The following is an 18,673-nucleotide window of genomic DNA, read 5'->3' as shown; positions in this document are numbered from 1 at the left end:
ATCACCTTTGGTAATACAGAAACTACCAAGCAGGCAACTTTAGAAACAAGACACCCGGAATCAGGCAATCATTCCAATCGCTAAACTATAATATGTGAATAGTTGTCTTTGCATAAGACACGAAGGTACAAAAAAACTAAATTAATGACTTCATTCTAATTATAAGGCTAAAAACTTTATAATTTTAAGGCGCCCTCTTATAACTACTGTAAAAAACACGTTGTATTCAAACATTAAGCTCATAAGATTGTAACTTACCTGACATTAATCCAAATCGCATTATGTTTTCAAAAATTTATAAACCATTAGCCCTGGGCGTCGCCCTTCTATCGTTAAATGCATCCAGCATGGCGCAAACCGGCAAGCCGGTGGAAAAAAACAAGGCCAATAGCGACTATAAACCTGCGTTCACAGGGCAAACCCGTATTGGTAGCGTTAAAACCAAAACTCCGTATACTGTTAAAGTCATCAGCAGCGAGCTAAAGGGCCCCTGGGGTATGCATGCTTTACCCGACGGCCGTTTACTGATAAGCAGTAAGCCGGGAACCATGCAAATATTGACAACTGCCGGTAAAATTGATAAAACCATTACTGGTTTCCCCGAAGTACAATTTCAAGGACAGGGTGGTTTGCTGGATGTGAACATTGATCCTGATTTTACCAAAAACCGCATGGTCTACTGGACCTACGCGCAACCGGGCGAGGGGGCTACCCTTGCTGTAGCTAAAGGTAAATTATCGGCCGATGAAACAAAGCTGGAAAACGTGACTGTGATATTCGAAGCCAGCCCGCGTTTTAAAGGTGCCGGCCAGTTTGGTTCACGTTTGGTATTTGATAAACAAGGCAATATTTTCATCAGCTCTGGTGACCGTCAATCTAACGATATCCGTGCGAAAGCGCAGGATCTAAGTGCGACCACCGGTAAAATTATCCATATTACTAAAGATGGCAAACCTGTTGCCAGTAACCCGTTTATAGGCCAGGCCAATGCTAAGCCAGAGGTATATGCCTATGGCTTTCGTAATCCTGATGGCCTGTCCATTAACCCAGCTAACGGCGACCTCTGGGAGACAGAATTTGGCCCCCGAGGTGGCGATGAGATCAACTTAATTAAACCAGGCGGCAACTACGGTTGGCCTTACGTGACTTACGGCATTGAATACAGCGGTGAAAAGGTCTATGATGGTATACAACAGAAAGAAGGTACGGTGCAACCGGTATACTATTGGGATCCCGTTATCTCGCCAGGCTGCATGATGTTTTACACTGGTAACATTGCTGAGTGGAAAAATAACCTCTTTATAGGGGCACTAAGTGGGCAACACATCATTCGTTTGGTCATAAAAAACAACAAAGTTGTAGGTGAAGAACGTTTGCTTTCAGATAAAAACGAACGTTGGCGCTGCATAGCCACCGGTAAGGATGGTGCTATTTACGCAGCAACAGACAGCGGTAAATTATACAAGTTGGCTAAGCAATAACTGTATCAACATCACTCATACAAAAAATTGCAGCATTGAGCACTGAGGTTAAACCCTACGACATTTAAATAAAACGCCTGTAAATAAAATTTACAGGCGTTTTATTATTATTCCAGCACTCCAAAATATATCATTAATCAAGGTTTTAAAGATTATTTTACTCCAATAATTTATTTAATTTTTTCCGAGACTCTGGATTTTCTTGTATGGACAAAGACTTTTTGAAATATTCAATCGCTTTTGATTTATCGTCAATTGCCAGAAAATAGTCGCCATAAGAATCGTAGACATTATAACTGTCAGGATAATTGTCAACATTTATTTTAAACAGTCCTCTAGCTTTGGCGTATTGCTTTCGCTGCAAAAGTTCATAGCCCAGGCCGTTTATCATATTTTCAGGTGGGGAAACCTTATAACCAAACAGTTTTGAAACTTCCTGATAATGTTTATCGAATTTATTTACTAAATCTACCGAAGGATCTGTAAAGTCTTTAAAAGAGAGCTTAAAACGATACTTGTTAAAAATAAAGCGAAAGGCATCATATTCCGCGATTAAGGGCACAGATCCGTGGTCATCATTGCTATAATATTTACTTTCATACCTTAATCCGTTTTGCTTTTGACCTTTAATATATTTATCCAAATCAAGAATTGAACGGATATGCCTGGCACCACCAGATGTGTCGCTTTGGACCTTAGTGATATCCATGCCATCGTCCATGGTATTTGCAATTCCTAAATACAAAGTAGTACCTGAAAAGTTTTTCTCTAACAGAGATTTCTTAGTTGCATTTAAAAATTTCATTTTATCCCACCACATGCTGGGGTCTATGCAGATGTAGGCGTTGAACAATTTTGTATGGTTTATTACAACGTTCATCACTGTTAGACCTCCAAATGAATGTCCGGTTAATATTTTGTAAGGTTGCGTTGGGTATAAGGAATCAATACGTGGCATCAATTCCTTTTCAATAAATGAAACAAAGTGTTCGCCACCCCCTGATGTTTTTGAAAATACACTGTCGATAAAAGGCGGGTCAGCATCTACATGTGTTGGAGTCAGGTCTCTTGTTCTGTCCGTATTTGGAATACCAACTACAATCATTTCGGGGCAAATAGTATTACCATTTACCTGACTGAGTTGCTGAATCATACCTACTACTGAATAAAAATGGGCATCACCATCTAATAAATATAATACCGGGTATCGTTGTTTAGAGTCAGCTTGCCAGCTACTTGGCACATATATCCAGATTTTTCTTTGTTCATTCAGAATTTTCGATTGAATGCTATCAATTGTTCCAATAGTCACTTTATTATCCTTTTGAGCCAAGGCATAAAGTGAAAAAAATGCTGTAAGAATTGAGAGAATTAATTTTTTCATTGCCGAAGTGTGGTTTGCCATTATTGAATATCGTACAACTTTATTAAATTCAAGGTAACGAATTTCCATTGAAATATAATGACATCATTGAAAACAATAATCGGCAGGTGATTTTGTTAATTACTCCTGATTTATGCGATATAATTGATCATATTTCAAGTTTAAAAACAATCCTTGAGATGGTAATATCGGTGGCTAATAGTTCAAACGTGGTCTAAACTAAAGAGGTTGCAGATATTAACCTGCAACCTCTTTAATAATTTCTCAGTATCTCTTCATCAAAGATGTCCACGAATTATTTACTGATAAATGGTTTATGTGATATAGAAGCCTTGCTCATGGTCTGTTGTATTTTATACAAACGCGTAGCCATTTCAAAACGTTCTTTATAGCTTCGTTTCAGACCTTCTTTTAAAAGTTCCAATTCGGCCTGATCAAATGTTTGTTTACTTTTGTCCATGAAATGTTGACCTTAAAACTATATCAAATTTACATAAAATGCTTGTCATTAACAAGAGGGGCTGCAGACATTAATCTACAGCCCCTTTAATAATTTTCCTAAGAAACTTTAACGCTAACTAACACAGTGTTAAAAAATGTACCCGAGAGCAGATTCGAACTGCCACGCCGTTGCCAGCACCAGCCCCTCAAGCTGGCGCGTCTACCAATTTCGCCACCCGGGTATCTTGTTGCAAATATATATTTATTCGCAATATAATGTTAACCCATCATAGGCTAATTTAATATTATTGGGCAATTCTTTTTCAACAACCTCATGAAGGCCCATATTATGGCTTATATGTGTAAAATACGTCTCCTCTGCCCCTATCTTCTGTGCAAAGGCAATCGCTTCATCTAATGTAAAATGAGATATATGCTGTTCCTTCTGCAAAGCATTTACCACTAGTATCTTAGCACCTTCTATTTTAGCAATTGTTTCTTCGGAAATGGTTTTTGCATCTGTGATATAAACGAAATCATTTATCCTGAATCCCAATATCGGAAGCTTATAATGCATTATATCCAGAGGTACTACGGTTGTCTCGCCAACAGGAAAAGCTTCGTCAGCTATGGTATTTAAATCAATTTGTGGTAAACCCGGGTAATGGGCTTCAGCAAAAATGTAAGAAAATTCCTTTTTTAAAGCATGCTGAACACGTTCTGTTGCATATATCTCGATATTCTTTTTCAGCAGATAATTAAATGGCCTGATGTCGTCTAAACCTGCAACGTGATCTTTGTGCTCATGGGTAAACAAAATAGCATCCAGATCTTTGACATTTGCCCTAAGCATTTGGTATCTAAAATCCGGTCCGCTATCGATAACAATGGTCCTATCGCCTGTTTCTATCAGCACGGATACCCTTAAACGCTTATCTTTATGATCGGCTGACCGACAAACTATGCAATTACATGCGATAACAGGAATACCCTGCGAAGTACCTGTTCCTAAAATCGTGATCTTCAAAATAGAGGAGTTACTGTCATAACACCAAACTTAGAAAAAATTGTTAAAAAAATACAATCTTACCTCAAGTCAACCACCTCTACACCCGGATACTTCTTAGCATCAAAAGCAAATGTAGATTCGGGGACCTTAACATTAGGTACAAAAGATTTTATAGAATAAGCGTACTTGCTTCCATTCTTATCAAAGATCAGCACATTAGAAATCTGCTTCGCTGCCTTATCAATACTTAAACGGATCTTAAAAAAAGATTTCTTAGTATCTATAGGAGATAAGTCAATCATTTGATAAACCTTTCCACCAACCTTACTATCCCCTGTATACAAATATTTATACCCCTTTTCATAAAGTGTAAAAATCTTTGCAGGGTTTATCACATCATCACTATTGTCAACATTTGTAAGTTGTACTTCTTTATCATCTTTTAAGTAAGTCCACTGGCTTTTTCCATCACTTATTAAATCCTGGCTAGTCATGGCAACCTTGTATTTATTGGCACTGGCCTTTGCATACAATGTACCTTGCTGAGTTTCTTTAATTTTTGCTTGTTGATTATCTACTGTAAAAGTGAAATCGGCTTTAACAACATCGTACAAACGATATTTTTTGCTTACCTCTGCTAATATGGCTTTTGCCTTGGCATCGGTTTGAGCGTAAGAGGAGAAGGCAACTCCCAACACAAACATCAACAACACTATCTTCTTCATCATGTTCTTTAATTATTTATTTAGCTCATTCAAGAACTGTTCCAAAGCATAATCATCGGGGATTAAAACTTCTCTTGCCTTACTTCCTTCAAATGGACCAACCACTCCTGCAGCCTCCAGTTGATCTATTATGCGGCCTGCTCTATTATAGCCAAGCTTTAATTTTCTTTGAATTAAAGATGTAGAACCCTGCTGATGCATAACAATTAGTCTGGCGGCATCTTCGAACATAGAATCTCTGTCGTTCGGATCAAAATCAAGCTTAGCTGATTCTGCTGCTTCATCAATATATTCTGGCAGCTGATAAGCTTCCGGATAACCGCGCTGAACACCAATAAATTCAGAGATCCTATCAACCTCAGGTGTATCAACAAATGCGCACTGTAACCTGATCAGGTCATTTCCTGTAGACAATAGCATGTCCCCCCTACCAATTAACTGATCTGCACCACCACTATCCAAAATAGTTCTTGAATCTATTTTAGACAATACCCTGAAAGCCAAACGTGCCGGGAAGTTGGCCTTAATAGTACCTGTAATAATATTTACTGAAGGACGCTGCGTTGCAAGCACAAGGTGAATACCAACCGCACGTGCAAGTTGTGCCAATCGGGCAATAGGCGTCTCTACTTCTTTACCTGCAGTCATCATCAAGTCTGCAAACTCATCAACAATCAGCACTATATATGGCAAGAATCTGTGCGAGTTATTCGGATTTAATTTCCTTTTAATGAACTTCTCATTGTATTCCTTCAAATTCCGAACCTGCGCATCTTTTAACAGATCATAACGCTGGTCCATTTCAATACAAAGAGAATTTAAGGTATTAATTACCTTTTTGGTATCCGTGATAATGGCATCAGCCTCACCAGGCAGCTTTGCCAAAAAGTGACGCTCAATTTTATTAAATAAGGTTAACTCGACCTTTTTTGGATCGACCAATACAAACTTAAGTTGCGAAGGGTGCTTTTTATAAAGTAACGACACCAAAATAGAGTTAATACCTACCGATTTACCCTGCCCGGTAGCCCCGGCAACAAGCAAGTGAGGCATTTTGGAAAGGTCAGCGATATAAACCTCATTAGAGATGGTTTTACCAAGTGCAATAGGTAAATCCATTGTAGTTTGCTGAAACTTTTCTGTAGCAAGAATACTTCTCATCGAAACCATTTCCGGGTGCATATTAGGCACCTCAATTCCAATTGTACCTTTACCGGGCATTGGTGCAATAATACGTATTCCTAAAGCAGCCAAACTTAAGGCAATATCATCCTCAAGATTTTTGATCTTCGAAATACGGACACCGGGTGCCGGGATAATTTCATAAAGCGTAACCGTTGGTCCAATTGTAGCCTTAATCTTATCAATTTCTATGTTATAATGATTTAAGGTTTCAACAATCTTATTCTTATTGGCTTCCAACTCATCTGCATTAACAGATATTTTATTAGAACCATAGTTTTCCAATAAGTCCAGATGAGGATATTTATAACTGGCCAGATCCAATGTAGGATCATAATTGCCAAATTGCTCGACAAGCTCTTCCGATTTCTTATCTTCTTCTGTTTTTTCAATAGTTAATTCCGGCTCAGCCTTAGGAACCTCCAGAATAGGAGATTTAGGTCGCTCATCAACTGAAGGCGAAAGCACAATTGGCGGATGCATAACGTTTACCGCCTGAGTAAATACCGGTAGTTTTTCCTCTTCAACTTCCCTTTCCTCAAATCTCGATGGAGTAACTACAATGTTCTGCTCTTTTTTGCGCTGATTCCCTAGCTTATCATTGAGTGTAAATTCAACCGGTTCAGAGGGCATTTCGTTTTCGAGCTCAATATTATCGGGCGTTTCAGGAACAATTCCGCCATCCTGTTTACGCAGTGGAAGTTTAAAATCTATGTTATAGGCAATTATTAAAATAGTTAACCCTAAAAAGGCAATGAGCACCCCTACTCCTGCGGTCCCAATCTGGGCGGTAAGCAGTTTATTAGTCCAATAGCCAAACTCACCTTCCAGAAAATGAGGGGCATTGGAAAAGAAAGCATGACAAAACCCAAAGGTTAAAGAAATAAACAGCAAAAAGAAAAGGCTATAACCTAATGTTTTTTCAAGGGCGAATATTTTCACCTTAAAAAGCAATCTGTATCCAATAACAAAGAATACAAATACAAAAAGAAAAGAGGCCACACCAAACCATTCGTAAATAAATTGATGAGACAACAACGCGCCTATTTTGCCAAGCCAGTTCTGCACCACAGGAGGTATATTTACCTGCTGTAGTTCCTCGTAAGTTTTAAACAAATTACTCCAACCACCATTAGCATCAATTACATAGCTATGATCTTCTTGCCAGGTAAATAAGTACGAAGTAAAAGCAATAAGAAAGTATAATGAAAGAATGACAAAAAACAAGCCTATGATCTTAACCGCCCGCCCATTCTGAAAATCCAGACGGGGCAATATTTCTGATCTCTCCCTGAATTTCTTTGTGCCTTGTGATCTGGAGCCTTGCTTATCAGCTTGATCATTTTTAAAAGAATTGGACTTAAATTGGTTTCCCCTTACCGACATTTTTCTTACGAATATTAATAATCAACAAACTTAAATAATATTATTGCCATCTATGCTAAGATATTACAAATACCGCTAAACATCGTCTAATTCAACAAATTTATTCAATGTAAAAACGTTTATTTCTTCAAAAACTTTTGCACAATATGCATCTTCTTAAAATAAATTCCTCAGGCATTTTAAACCTTCTCAATTAATTAAAGTCATAGATACAAAGCGTTTAAGTTTTGATTTTTTAGATATAGTTTTGTTTTAGGGTAATCCCGTTTAGTGTTTCACTAGGCGGGATTCTTTTTTAGATAAAACATTTTTAGCTAAGTTTGTTAATTTTATTAAGCATTTTTAATTTAAATTTAACAATGGACATTGCTCATCTTGAAAGTTTAATCGAAGCCGATAAGAAACAAGAGATATCAGATCTTTTAACCAAACAGCCGCAGCTTGCCAGTCAAAAAACAAGCCACGGGATATCTCCCGCATTATTGGCATGCTATTACAGAAAACCTGGAATTGCTTTATTAATTGCAAGTTTTGTGGCAAATCTCACCATATTTGAAGCCTGTGCATTGGGTAAATATGAGCTTACTACAAAATTGATTGCTCAAAACCCGGATTCGGTAAATTCTTTATCAGCAGATGGCTTTACGCCTTTGGGTCTGGCTACTTATTTTGCCAATGAGGAGATATGCAAGTTCCTTATAGCAAGCGGGGCAGATGTAAATATTCCCGCAAACAATGGCTTTAATGTATATCCTATCCATTCGGCAGTAGCTATTAAAAGCTATAACCTCACCAAGATGCTGATCGATGCAGGGGCAATAATAAATGTAAAACAACAAGCGGGTTTCACACCTTTGCATGCGGCTGCCCAACAGGGAGACATTGAAATAATTATTCTCTTGCTAGAGCATAATGCTGAAGTAAACAGCAGAATGGAAGGAGGCAAATTACCCGCTGACCTGGCTGAGGAAAAGGGTTTTTCTGAAATTGCAGAAATTCTGCGGGTTTAGTTTTAAAAAGTTAAAGTCGTTATACATCCCATATACGCAGGCGGATCCTTTTGATATAGTGTCTTACATCAAGAACAAGTGCTGCCAGAATATAAAATACAATAGGAAAACCTACCGCTAAAAAAGAAGAGTAGATAAAGAACAGCCGGATTTTACTAATCGACATATTTAAACGCTCTGCAAGGTAGGTACACACCCCGAAACTTTGCTTTTCAAAAAAGGTAACAATGCGCTGGAACATATTATTTTTTTAAAATTTTAATTCCTATACCACAATTTAAGCATTTTTTTTGAGTACAGTAATATTTATTTAGTTGTAACAACGCTTGAGACATAAAAGCATTGTGTGCTTTTCCCCGGAATCTAAATATTTAGTGATTATTATATTATTCTGCCAGCTTATTTTGCTTTTTATAATTTGTGATGAACACGCCCAGGATAATCAGGATTGTAGCAATAATGATATCAAACGTAACAATTTCATCAAGGATCAACCAACCTAAAAACAATGCAATAACGGTATTGAAATAAGAAAGTACAGATACTTCGGTAGCGGTAACTTTCTTTAAAGCATAATGATAACAGAAATACCCAACTACAGAGCCAAAAATTGCCAGATAACCCACCGCCATTAAACTCTTTAAACTCCATGAGGCTATATGCGTATCGCCAGAGAAAACAAAAGCTAGCCCAAGCTGAATTATCGCGGAGAATACAAATTGATAGAACAGATCTAGAAAAATGGTATCTGTTTTAAGGGTATATTTTTTAGTGTAAATAGTTCCAGATGCCCAGCCCGTAACCGCAAAACATAAAAACATAATACCTGTTTTATAGTTAGGATCTAACAGATCGCCTAAGCCCGCTCTAAAAATAAAAGCTACTCCCAAAAAGCCAATAATTACGCCCACAAAACCCTTTAAACTGGGTCTTTGCAAACCGAATATTACGCTTCCCAAAAACACAACCAGAGGGCTTAGCGCGTTAATCAGCGATGTTAATCCACTAGGTATCGTTTCTTCTGCTACAGTGGTCATTCCGTTAGCAACAACAATCATTAAAACAGATACCAGCAACTGCCTTCTCAAATACGGCCAGTTTTTCCATTTCAATTCATTTTTGCTCAGCAGTATCCCCATCAAAATCAAGGATGCAAATCCCTGTCTTATTGCGGCTACAAACCAAGCAGGAATGGTTTCTACGGCAACACGGATTCCAAGGTATGTTGTCCCCCAAACGACAGCGACGCCTATTAACGCAAATATTAGTTTGAAGTCCGTTTTAGCGGTCATATCAATTTCGCAGACAATAAGATCTGCTCCATCTCTTTTTGTACGCTTAAAGCTTCTTCCCTTGCTTTTTCAGCAAAGTCTTCGCCTTTGCTTGCATATATGATAGCTCTTGCAGAATTTACGAGTAAACCACATTCTTTATTTAGGCCATAATTACAAACATCGGCAAGGCTGCCGCCCTGTGCACCAATACCCGGAACCAATAAGAAATTATCGGGAGCCAATCTTCTTATATTTTCGAACTCAGAACCCCTTGTAGCACCTACAACATACATTAACTGTTCGCTACTTGCCCACTGAGAGGAAATCCGAATCACTTCTTCATACAATTTACCATCTGGTGTTTCATGTAGTTGAAAGTCGCTATGACCTGCATTTGATGTTAAAGCCAAAAGGATTACCCATTTATCTTTATATTCCAGAAACGGACCAACAGAATCCTTTCCCATATAAGGAGCAACGGTTATAGCATCAAAACTCATGTCAGACTTGGCTTCATTAAAAAAAGCATCGGCATACATGGCCGAAGTGTTCCCGATATCTCCTCTTTTTGCATCTGCAATTGTAAAAATATCCTTAGGAATGTATTGCCATGTTTTAATCAAAGTTTCCCAACCCTTTAATCCCATCGACTCATAAAAAGCAGTGTTAGGTTTGTAAGCTACACACAGATCTTTAGTTGCATCAATTATCTGCTTATTAAATTCAAACACGGGGTTTTCGTATTTTAATAAGTGTTTTGGGAGATTTTCCAGAACCGGATCAAGGCCAACACATAAAAAAGATTTCTTACTTTTGATTTGTTCAAATAACTGCTTCTTATTCATCAGAGGGTAAATTTTGTGTGCAAAGATGCCAAATTTAACAGTGATTTAATGCCTATTTAAAAACTTTTGAATGAAATTATTTTAAACAATTTTAAGTTTTTCTTGGAGATTAGTTTACAAATACATACAATTGCAACATAATTCTCTAAAAGTTTATCTGATCATTCCAGAAAATCCAATAAAATTTTGTCTTCTACTATCTTTTATAGCCGTATTTTCTGCTCTGTTCAATTGGTAAATTCTATTTTTAAAAATTTCTCTACACCCATATAATGTTTAATAAAACAGAATTAAATGAAAAACTCACAGCCGAATTGCGTGAGATTGCAAAAACTCAAGGCATACTAAATGCGGATGAGTTACGTAAGGCTGAACTGGTTGAAATTATTGCACAAATAACAGAACAAGAAGCAGACGCTCCTGCAGCTGAGGTGACTGAGGTAGCAGCACCAGCTAAAGTCAGTAAAGCGAAAACTGTAAAAGATACTGGTACTGCTGAAAAACCAACCCGTAAAAGAATCCGAATCCCTGCAAAGGAAGAAGAAGGCCCAACAACCAAACCTTTCAATAGGGCATCGTTGTTTGATCCACTTCCTGGCTCGGAACAAAGATATGCTGAAGAAGCCATTGAAGAAGTGACCATACCGGATGCTGAGCCTCAGATTGAAGCCATTGAAGCACCTTCAGAAGTTACAGAAACTGCTCAGCCAGCCCCTGTAGCTGCACCTATTCAAAATGTCCCTTCAGGTGAAAACAAAAAAGGCAATAAACCTCCAAGAGACGAGAACAGACCTAAAGGACCTAACGCTGGCGGTCATCAAAAACAAAACGAGAATAGTTATTCAAATCTTGATTTTGATAATACCATCACTAACGAAGGTGTTCTGGAAATTATGCCTGATGGCTATGGCTTCCTTAGATCTGCTGATTATAACTACCTTTCCTCTCCCGATGACATTTATGTATCTCAGTCGCAAATCAAACTATTTGGTTTAAAAACAGGTGATACGGTAAAAGGAAGTATCCGCCCTCCAAAAGAAGGCGAAAAGTATTTCCCTTTGGTAAGAGTAGAAACTATTAACGGACGCTTACCGGCTGATGTTAGGGATCGTGTTCCATTTGACTACCTTACTCCTTTGTTTCCAACTGAAAGGCTAAATCTCTTCACAGAAACCAACAACTACTCTACCAGAATCATTGACTTGTTTACGCCAATAGGTAAAGGACAACGTGGTTTAATTGTGGCACAGCCTAAAACAGGTAAAACCAATTTACTTAAAGAGGTAGCCAATGCAATTGCTAAAAATCACCCAGAGGTTTATCTGATCATATTACTGATAGATGAGCGCCCGGAAGAGGTAACTGATATGGCAAGAAGTGTAAGAGCTGAAGTTATCGCATCTACTTTTGATGAGCCTGCAGAACGTCACGTTAAAATTGCCAACATCGTTCTGGAAAAGGCAAAACGTCTTGTAGAATGTGGCCATGATGTAGTAATCTTGCTAGACTCTATTACCAGGTTAGCCAGAGCGTACAACACAACTGCCCCTGCCTCAGGTAAAATCCTTTCTGGTGGTGTTGATGCTAATGCATTACACAAACCGAAACGTTTCTTTGGTGCTGCACGTAACATAGAAAAAGGTGGCTCTTTAACCATCCTTGCAACAGCATTAACAGATACCGGCTCTAAAATGGATGAGGTGATCTTCGAAGAATTTAAAGGTACCGGTAACATGGAGCTACAGTTAGATCGTAAACTATCTAACAAACGTATCTTCCCTGCTATCGATATTACTGCTTCGAGCACACGTAGAGATGACCTGTTACATGACAGAGACACTTTACAACGCGTATGGATCTTACGTAACCACCTGGCTGATATGAATGCGCAGGAAGCTATGGAATTTGTACAGGCACAAATAAAAGGCACAAAATCGAACGAAGAGTTTTTAATTTCGATGAATAGCTAATAAATGATAAAGAAGCATATCCCTAATGCAATTACCTGTGCAAATCTGTTCTCAGGTTGCATCGGAATAGTTTATGCTTTTAACGGAGCTCTGGAGACAGCAGCATATTTTGTGCTGCTGTCCGGAATCTTTGATTTCTTTGATGGCTTTGCTGCCAGATTACTAAACGTAAAATCAAACATCGGAAAGGATCTGGATTCTTTGGCCGACATGGTGAGCTTCGGTTTCCTGCCGGGGGTAGTAATGTATCAATTGCTTTCGCAAAGCGACTACGCATCACCTTACCTACCTTATCTGGCCTTTATTATTACAATATTCTCTGCATTAAGATTAGCTAAATTCAATAACGACACCAGGCAAACTGAAGATTTCATTGGTTTAAATACTCCAATGAATACTTTGTTTATAGTCTCCCTGCCATTTATTCAAAAAGACTATCCCTCGGTTATCAATTCTACCTTGCTTCTTATTGGATTAACAGCACTGTTGAGCTGGCTGCTGGTTAGTGAGATTAGAATCTTCTCTTTAAAATTCGGTTCAACAAGCTGGGCTCAGAATAAAATAAAGTATATTTTTCTGATCATATCAGCATTGCTGCTGCCTTTTCTAAAATTTGCAGCGGTTCCTTTTATACTAATTTTGTATATCGGATTATCAATTTTACATTTCAGGCGTATTCCAGCAGCTTAAAGATCTTTCTCAAGATCTGCTTTTGCACGATCTAACTGCTTATATAAGATCGGCACAAACTCAGCAATTTCAGCAAATGCCTGAGGCAATGCCTCTACATCAATAAGCTCGCGGGCATTATGTTCAATCATTTGCATGTGCAATTTAGCATCTTCCCTTCCAATATAAGCAAAGGTAGGTTTCATTCTATGTGCGCAGGTTGATACCAATGGCCAGTTTCTAGCAGCTACGGCGCTTTCAAGCTCAGAAAGGTATACTGGCGTTTGAACTTTAAAAAGGTCTATCATCTCTATGATAAACTCCGCATTATCTGCAGACATCTCTCTTAAGTAAGAAAGATCTAAAGGTTCATCATTTTTATTTACGTTAATCATTGGAACAAAAATATAATTAAATTTTAGATACAGATAAATTATCACGTAATCTTTCTAATACTTCGCTAACTGTCATTTTTAAAACCGGATGCACGTAATCAGGCGCTATCTCAGCCAAAGGCTCTAAAACGAACTTTCTGTATTGCATTTGAGGGTGAGGTATTTGTAATTCAGCCCCCATGTCTACAACAATATCATCATAAAAAATGAGATCAATATCGATTAAACGGGAACCCCATTTTTCATGCCTAACCCTTCCCAGTTCCAATTCAATTCCCAAGGCTTTATTTAGCACCTCAGTGGGTGTAAATTTAGTTTCAACCCCTAATGCGATATTCAAAAAAGAGGGCTGATCTTCATTGCCCCAGGCTTCAGTTTCGTAAACTGATGATCTTATCAACACCTCTCCTATTTCATTAGCAATTTGTTTAATGGCATCTTCAATCAACTGTTCCCTATCGCCAAGGTTGCTACCCAGTAACAAATAAACTTTTTTAGTATCAAATATCATATAAAAGCCTCAGGCTATTTTTTTACTTATATTTACAAAATAAATATTAAACCACCACATGAGAGAATTTTTCAAGTATGTTTTTGCAACCGTTGTTGGAGTTATCATTTCACTTGTCCTTTTTACCCTGTTATTTGTAGTAGTTATTGTTGGTGTTGTTTCCTCTCTCGAGAGTGATAAAACTGTTAGTGTAAGCAGCAATTCTGTACTTTATTTAAATATGGATCAAGCAATTAAAGAGCGAACTCCAGATGATACTTTTTCAAATCTACCGATTGTTGGTGGAGATGGCGAGAAAAGTATAGGATTTAATGATATTCTTAAATCTCTTAAAAAAGCAAAAACAGACGATGATATCAAATGTATTTATCTTAATGTAACCTCTCCAAATGCGGGCTTTGCAACATTACGCGAGGTAAGAAATGCTTTAATAGATTTCAAAACCAGCAAAAAGAAAATTATAGCTTATAGCGAGGTTTATACTCAAAGTGCTTATTACCTGGCCTCTGTGGCCGATAAAGTTTATCTGAACCCTGAAGGTGCGCTTGAATTTAAAGGTTTAAGCTCTCAGATCATGTTCTTTAAAGGAGCACTGGATAAATTAGGCATTGAGGCACAAATTATAAGAGTAGGCTCTTACAAAAGTGCAATTGAGCCATTTATTAACGATAAAATGAGCGATAAAAATCGTGAGCAGGTTACTGCTTATTTAACCGGAATGTACAATACATTTCTTGACGGAATCGCTGAAAGCAGACACATCAGTACGCCAACCTTACATCAGATTGCGGATGATTATAAAATTCAGCAACCCAAAGACGCACTTGCTTATAAGCTGGTTGATGGTCTTAAATTTAAAGATGAAATTCTTGATGAGCTTAAATCTTTGACAGGTAAAGACAAGAAAAGCAATATCAGCAGCATAACCATAAACGATTATGCTAAAAATATAAATGCAGATAAAAGTGAAAGTGGCAAAAACAAAGTAGCTGTAATTTATGCTGATGGAGATATCGTTGGCGGAGAAGGCTCTAATGAACAGATTGGTTCTGAGCGCCTTTCCAGAACCATTAGAAAGGCCAGATTAGATTCAAGCATCAAAGCTATTGTATTGAGAGTAAACTCACCGGGGGGCAGCGCACTTGCTTCTGATGTGATTTGGAGAGAAATCATTCTGACCAAAAAGGTTAAACCGGTAATTGCCTCATTTGGTGATGTGGCGGCATCCGGAGGTTACTATATTGCCTGCGCAGCAGATTCAATTTTTGTTCAGCCAAACACAATCACTGGTTCTATTGGTGTATTTGGTGTGATCCCTAATTTCCAGAAATTACTGAACTCCAAACTAGGAATTACATTTGACGGTGTTAAAACCGGAAAGTATGCTGATATCATGAGTACTAACCGCCCCTTAACTGATGGTGAAAGATTAATTATCCAAACTGATGTAAATAGAGTTTACGATACGTTTATTACTCATGTATCCCAAGGACGTAAAAAGTCTAAAGCATATATTGATAGCATTGGAGGTGGCCGTGTGTGGGTAGGTACTGATGCAGTAAAAATAGGACTTGCAGATAGAACCGGAAGCTTTAATGATGCAATTGTTTCTGCAGCAAAAAAAGCAAAAGTAAAAGAATACAGAGTAGTGGAATATCCTGAAATGATAAGTCCATTAAAATCATTTATGGAAAATAGTACCGATAAAGTAAAAACCTATTATGCTAAGCAAGAACTTGGTGATGGCTATCCAATTTATCAGCAAATAAAATCAGCCATTTCAAAATCGGGCGTGCAAACGCGTATGCCATTTGAAATTAAAATAAATTAAAAGATCATCAGCTTTATTCTATAGAATATGCCGTCATCTCTCCTATCGAGATGACGGATGGCTTTAAACAAAGCGCTCATTACTGAACTTTATTCCAACCCGGATGTATCGTTAAATATGTACTATTTACCGATACTTTTTTTGGATGCACTGTAATAGCAGTAGTAAAAAAATGATCTCCTTTATTCCTTACATCAAATGCAATTCCTTCATCTTGTGCATCATAAACAATTAGAGTATCTTTTTTAACTGTACTCACATAAATCTCTGCCTTTTTCACATTCGGAAAAACTGCTTTGATCTCGTCAAGAGATACTCCAATCCTCAAACCCTTATCAGTCCTGTAATTGGAAGCACTTACCACGATCTGTTTTACATCTTTGGTAACCATCGTACTATCCTTGTAAGAAGAATAAACAGACAACTCCCCTTTTTTGGTATCAGTTGAATCTCTAAGGTACCAGATACCCCATGCCTTTCCCATGGCAGCATCACCATCATTTGGATTCCCTAAAATCTTAAAAACCTCCTGCATATCCTGCCCTAAAAACACTTTATCAATCGACTGGCCCGGAACAATCATCAGATCTCCGGAATACTCGGGAAATGCACCGGCAGGAAGACGGGCCTCTTTGTCCTCTTCTGTCTTTTTTTTATTTGGTTCATTGCAGCCCAAAACCACAGCTAGCAAAAAAACACTTAAAATATTGAATTGTCTCATAGTAACATAAGGTAAAAAAACCATGCCAATAATAGTTTAATCAAAAAACCGAGCGTTTTTATTTAATTTAGCAACGATGGAATTATCCTAAAAAATAGCTCCATTACTGTTAAGGTAAAAAATAACTCAATGGAAAACAAGACCATCGCCCGTACCCTCCGTCTCCTGTCTCAATTGATGGAACTACATAATGAAAACCCTTTTAAAATTAAATCAGTAGCTAATGCCGCTTTTAAGGTAGATAAACTGCCCTTTGCCATTAGAGATAAAACGTTCGAGGAAATTGCACTTATAGATGGCCTGGGCAAAAGTATATCGGCAAAAGTATGGGAGTTGCTGCAGACGGGATTCATGATTGAACTTCAGACCATCCTGGCCGAAACACCCGAAGGAATTGTAGAAATGCTTGGCATTAAAGGTATTGGTCCTAAAAAAATATCAGTTATCTGGAAAGATCTCGCTATCGAAAACATTGGCGAGCTTTATTATGCCTGTAATGAAAACCGACTGATTGAAGCAAAAGGCTTTGGTCTGAAAACACAGGAAGAGATCAAGAAAGTCATTGAATTTCAGATGGCAGCGCATGGCAAGTTCCTGTATGCCCAGGCAGAAGGTTTTGTTAACACACTATTTGAAGACCTTGCCGTATGGCTTAGAAGCATCAGTGGAGAGCCGCTTTTAGGCGTTGCAGGAGCATACCGACGCTGTCTGGAAATTATCGAAGAAATAGAATTCGTAATTGGTGCCGAGAGCATCGACGAAATAGTTACAAGAATATCAGAATTTGAACCTTTACAATTTGAAGCGCAGGGCGATGATGCACTTATAGCACACAGCCCCACAGGCCTTAAAATCAAACTTTATGTGGTAGCCAAACACGATTTCCACCTCAACTGGTTTAAATTAACCGGCAATGAAAAGCACGTCACCGAAGTTTTAGCTTTAGCAGGTAACGGCCCCTTTAATGATGAGCAATCTATTTATCAAAAAGCTGGTTTGGCATTTGTTGAACCGGAACTTAGAGAGGGATTAAATGAAATAGAATTGGCAAAGGCAAACAAACTGCCTCATTTAATTACATACAATGACCTGAAAGGAAGTTTACATAACCACTCTACCTGGAGTGATGGAGTGCACACCCTGGAGCAGATGGCACTTTATTGTAAAGACAACCTGCAATTGGAATACCTGGGAATTTGCGATCACTCAAAATCAGCATTTTATGCCAATGGCCTAAATGAACAACGTGTGTACGCACAACACCAGGAAATTGAGGCATTAAATGCTAAACTTGCTCCGTTTAAAATATTTAAAGGAATAGAAAGCGACATCCTTTTTGATGGTTCATTAGATTATAGCGACGACATCCTTAAAACATTTGATTTTGTAGTCGCATCGGTACACAGCATCCTGCGTATGGACGAGGAAAAAGCTACTTCCAGATTAATAAAAGCGATAGAAAACCCATATACTACCATATTAGGACATCCTACCGGCAGATTATTGCTTAGCAGAAAAGGCTACCCAATAGATTATGCCAAAGTAATTGATGCCTGTGCTGCAAATAATGTGGTTATAGAAATCAACGCAAACCCTTTGCGCTTAGATCTGGATTGGCGCTGGCATCGCTATGCGCTTGAAAAAGGCGTTATTTTGTCTATAAATCCGGATGCCCACAGAACAGAAGGCTTCCATGATATGAAGTACGGCGTGTTAGCAGGCAGAAAAGGAGGCCTGCAGGCTAAACAATGCTTAAATAGTTATTCTGTAAATGAAATAGCAGATCATTTTAAAAACAGGATCAACAATATTTAATCATTATAAAAGCCATTATGCTTA

The 18,673-nt window shown here is 38.0% G+C and carries 17 protein-coding genes and 1 tRNA gene; 6 read left to right on the top strand and 12 right to left on the bottom strand.

Going from position 1 to position 18,673, the window contains the following annotated elements:
- Window positions 1–281 precede the first annotated feature (281 nt).
- A complete protein-coding gene (locus tag N824_RS06985; RefSeq protein ID WP_048904407.1) occupies window positions 282–1,481 on the top strand; it encodes a PQQ-dependent sugar dehydrogenase in 1,200 nt (399 codons plus the stop codon).
- A gap of 157 nt (window positions 1,482–1,638) precedes the next feature.
- Here N824_RS06985 and N824_RS06980 read toward each other — a convergent pair whose 3' ends face one another.
- The 6 genes from N824_RS06980 to N824_RS06960 all read right to left on the bottom strand — a co-directional run bounded on the left by N824_RS06980 (window position 1,639) and on the right by N824_RS06960 (window position 7,608).
- Window positions 1,639–2,865, bottom strand: a complete 1,227-nt coding sequence (locus N824_RS06980; RefSeq protein ID WP_048904721.1) for an alpha/beta hydrolase-fold protein — start codon at window positions 2,863–2,865, stop codon at window positions 1,639–1,641.
- A gap of 295 nt (window positions 2,866–3,160) precedes the next feature.
- Window positions 3,161–3,325 carry a hypothetical protein gene (locus N824_RS31170; RefSeq protein WP_161662270.1) on the bottom strand — a complete coding sequence of 55 codons (165 nt, stop codon included), beginning with the start codon at window positions 3,323–3,325 and terminating at the stop codon, window positions 3,161–3,163.
- Between the two features lie 139 nt (window positions 3,326–3,464).
- Window positions 3,465–3,548: transfer RNA gene (locus N824_RS06975), tRNA-Leu, on the bottom strand.
- Window positions 3,549–3,568: 20 nt separating this feature from the next.
- Window positions 3,569–4,333, bottom strand: a complete 765-nt coding sequence (locus N824_RS06970) for an MBL fold metallo-hydrolase (RefSeq protein WP_048904406.1) — start codon at window positions 4,331–4,333, stop codon at window positions 3,569–3,571.
- Between the two features lie 59 nt (window positions 4,334–4,392).
- Window positions 4,393–5,043 (bottom strand): outer membrane lipoprotein carrier protein LolA, encoded by a 651-nt coding sequence (locus N824_RS06965; RefSeq protein WP_048904405.1) that lies wholly within the window; start codon window positions 5,041–5,043, stop codon window positions 4,393–4,395.
- A gap of 9 nt (window positions 5,044–5,052) precedes the next feature.
- The gene (locus N824_RS06960; RefSeq protein WP_048904404.1) at window positions 5,053–7,608 is read right to left on the bottom strand and encodes a DNA translocase FtsK; all 2,556 of its coding nucleotides are present in this window, start codon (window positions 7,606–7,608) and stop codon (window positions 5,053–5,055) included.
- 359 nt (window positions 7,609–7,967) lie between these two features.
- Between N824_RS06960 and N824_RS06955 the strand changes: the two genes are divergently transcribed.
- A complete protein-coding gene (locus N824_RS06955) occupies window positions 7,968–8,618 on the top strand; it encodes an ankyrin repeat domain-containing protein (RefSeq protein WP_048904403.1) in 651 nt (216 codons plus the stop codon).
- Window positions 8,619–8,637: 19 nt separating this feature from the next.
- Here N824_RS06955 and N824_RS06950 read toward each other — a convergent pair whose 3' ends face one another.
- The 3 genes from N824_RS06950 to pyrF all read right to left on the bottom strand — a co-directional run bounded on the left by N824_RS06950 (window position 8,638) and on the right by pyrF (window position 10,737).
- Window positions 8,638–8,859, bottom strand: coding sequence for a PspC domain-containing protein (locus tag N824_RS06950; protein WP_048904402.1), 222 nt, complete (start codon window positions 8,857–8,859; stop codon window positions 8,638–8,640).
- A gap of 145 nt (window positions 8,860–9,004) precedes the next feature.
- On the bottom strand, window positions 9,005–9,910 hold the full coding sequence (locus N824_RS06945) for a DMT family transporter (protein WP_048904401.1): 906 nt from the start codon (window positions 9,908–9,910) through the stop codon (window positions 9,005–9,007).
- The gene (pyrF, locus tag N824_RS06940; protein WP_048904400.1) at window positions 9,907–10,737 is read right to left on the bottom strand and encodes an orotidine-5'-phosphate decarboxylase; all 831 of its coding nucleotides are present in this window, start codon (window positions 10,735–10,737) and stop codon (window positions 9,907–9,909) included. Before pyrF ends, N824_RS06945 begins: the two co-directional genes overlap by 4 nt.
- A 272-nt stretch (window positions 10,738–11,009) precedes the next feature.
- Between pyrF and rho the strand changes: the two genes are divergently transcribed.
- Together rho and pssA are read left to right on the top strand one after the other, a co-directional pair.
- On the top strand, window positions 11,010–12,707 hold the full coding sequence (gene rho / locus N824_RS06935; protein WP_048904399.1) for a transcription termination factor Rho: 1,698 nt from the start codon (window positions 11,010–11,012) through the stop codon (window positions 12,705–12,707).
- A gap of 3 nt (window positions 12,708–12,710) precedes the next feature.
- Window positions 12,711–13,397 carry a CDP-diacylglycerol--serine O-phosphatidyltransferase gene (gene pssA, locus N824_RS06930; RefSeq protein WP_048904398.1) on the top strand — a complete coding sequence of 229 codons (687 nt, stop codon included), beginning with the start codon at window positions 12,711–12,713 and terminating at the stop codon, window positions 13,395–13,397.
- On the opposite strand, the gene N824_RS06925 is transcribed toward pssA, so the two are convergent.
- On the bottom strand, window positions 13,394–13,771 hold the full coding sequence (locus tag N824_RS06925) for a histidine phosphotransferase (protein ID WP_048904397.1): 378 nt from the start codon (window positions 13,769–13,771) through the stop codon (window positions 13,394–13,396). The genes pssA and N824_RS06925 overlap by 4 nt on opposite strands.
- Window positions 13,772–13,787: 16 nt before the next feature.
- Window positions 13,788–14,255 (bottom strand): 2-amino-4-hydroxy-6-hydroxymethyldihydropteridine diphosphokinase, encoded by a 468-nt coding sequence (gene folK / locus N824_RS06920; protein WP_255327418.1) that lies wholly within the window; start codon window positions 14,253–14,255, stop codon window positions 13,788–13,790.
- An 85-nt stretch (window positions 14,256–14,340) separates the two neighbouring features.
- Between folK and sppA the strand changes: the two genes are divergently transcribed.
- Window positions 14,341–16,113 carry a signal peptide peptidase SppA gene (sppA, locus tag N824_RS06915; protein ID WP_048904395.1) on the top strand — a complete coding sequence of 591 codons (1,773 nt, stop codon included), beginning with the start codon at window positions 14,341–14,343 and terminating at the stop codon, window positions 16,111–16,113.
- A 79-nt stretch (window positions 16,114–16,192) separates the two neighbouring features.
- Here the strand turns inward: sppA and N824_RS06910 are convergent, their stop codons facing one another.
- The gene (locus N824_RS06910) at window positions 16,193–16,834 is read right to left on the bottom strand and encodes a hypothetical protein (protein ID WP_152542004.1); all 642 of its coding nucleotides are present in this window, start codon (window positions 16,832–16,834) and stop codon (window positions 16,193–16,195) included.
- Window positions 16,835–16,963: 129 nt separating this feature from the next.
- Here N824_RS06910 and N824_RS06905 point away from each other — a divergent pair, with 129 nt between their 5' ends.
- Window positions 16,964–18,649: a DNA polymerase/3'-5' exonuclease PolX gene (locus N824_RS06905; protein ID WP_048904393.1), complete on the top strand. Its 1,686-nt coding sequence runs from the start codon at window positions 16,964–16,966 to the stop codon at window positions 18,647–18,649.
- Window positions 18,650–18,673: the final 24 nt, after the last annotated feature.

It is taken from the genome of Pedobacter sp. V48, assembly GCF_000523515.1.
Lineage (GTDB): Bacteria > Bacteroidota > Bacteroidia > Sphingobacteriales > Sphingobacteriaceae > Pedobacter.
This window is presented reverse-complemented; position numbering and strand designations above follow the sequence as displayed.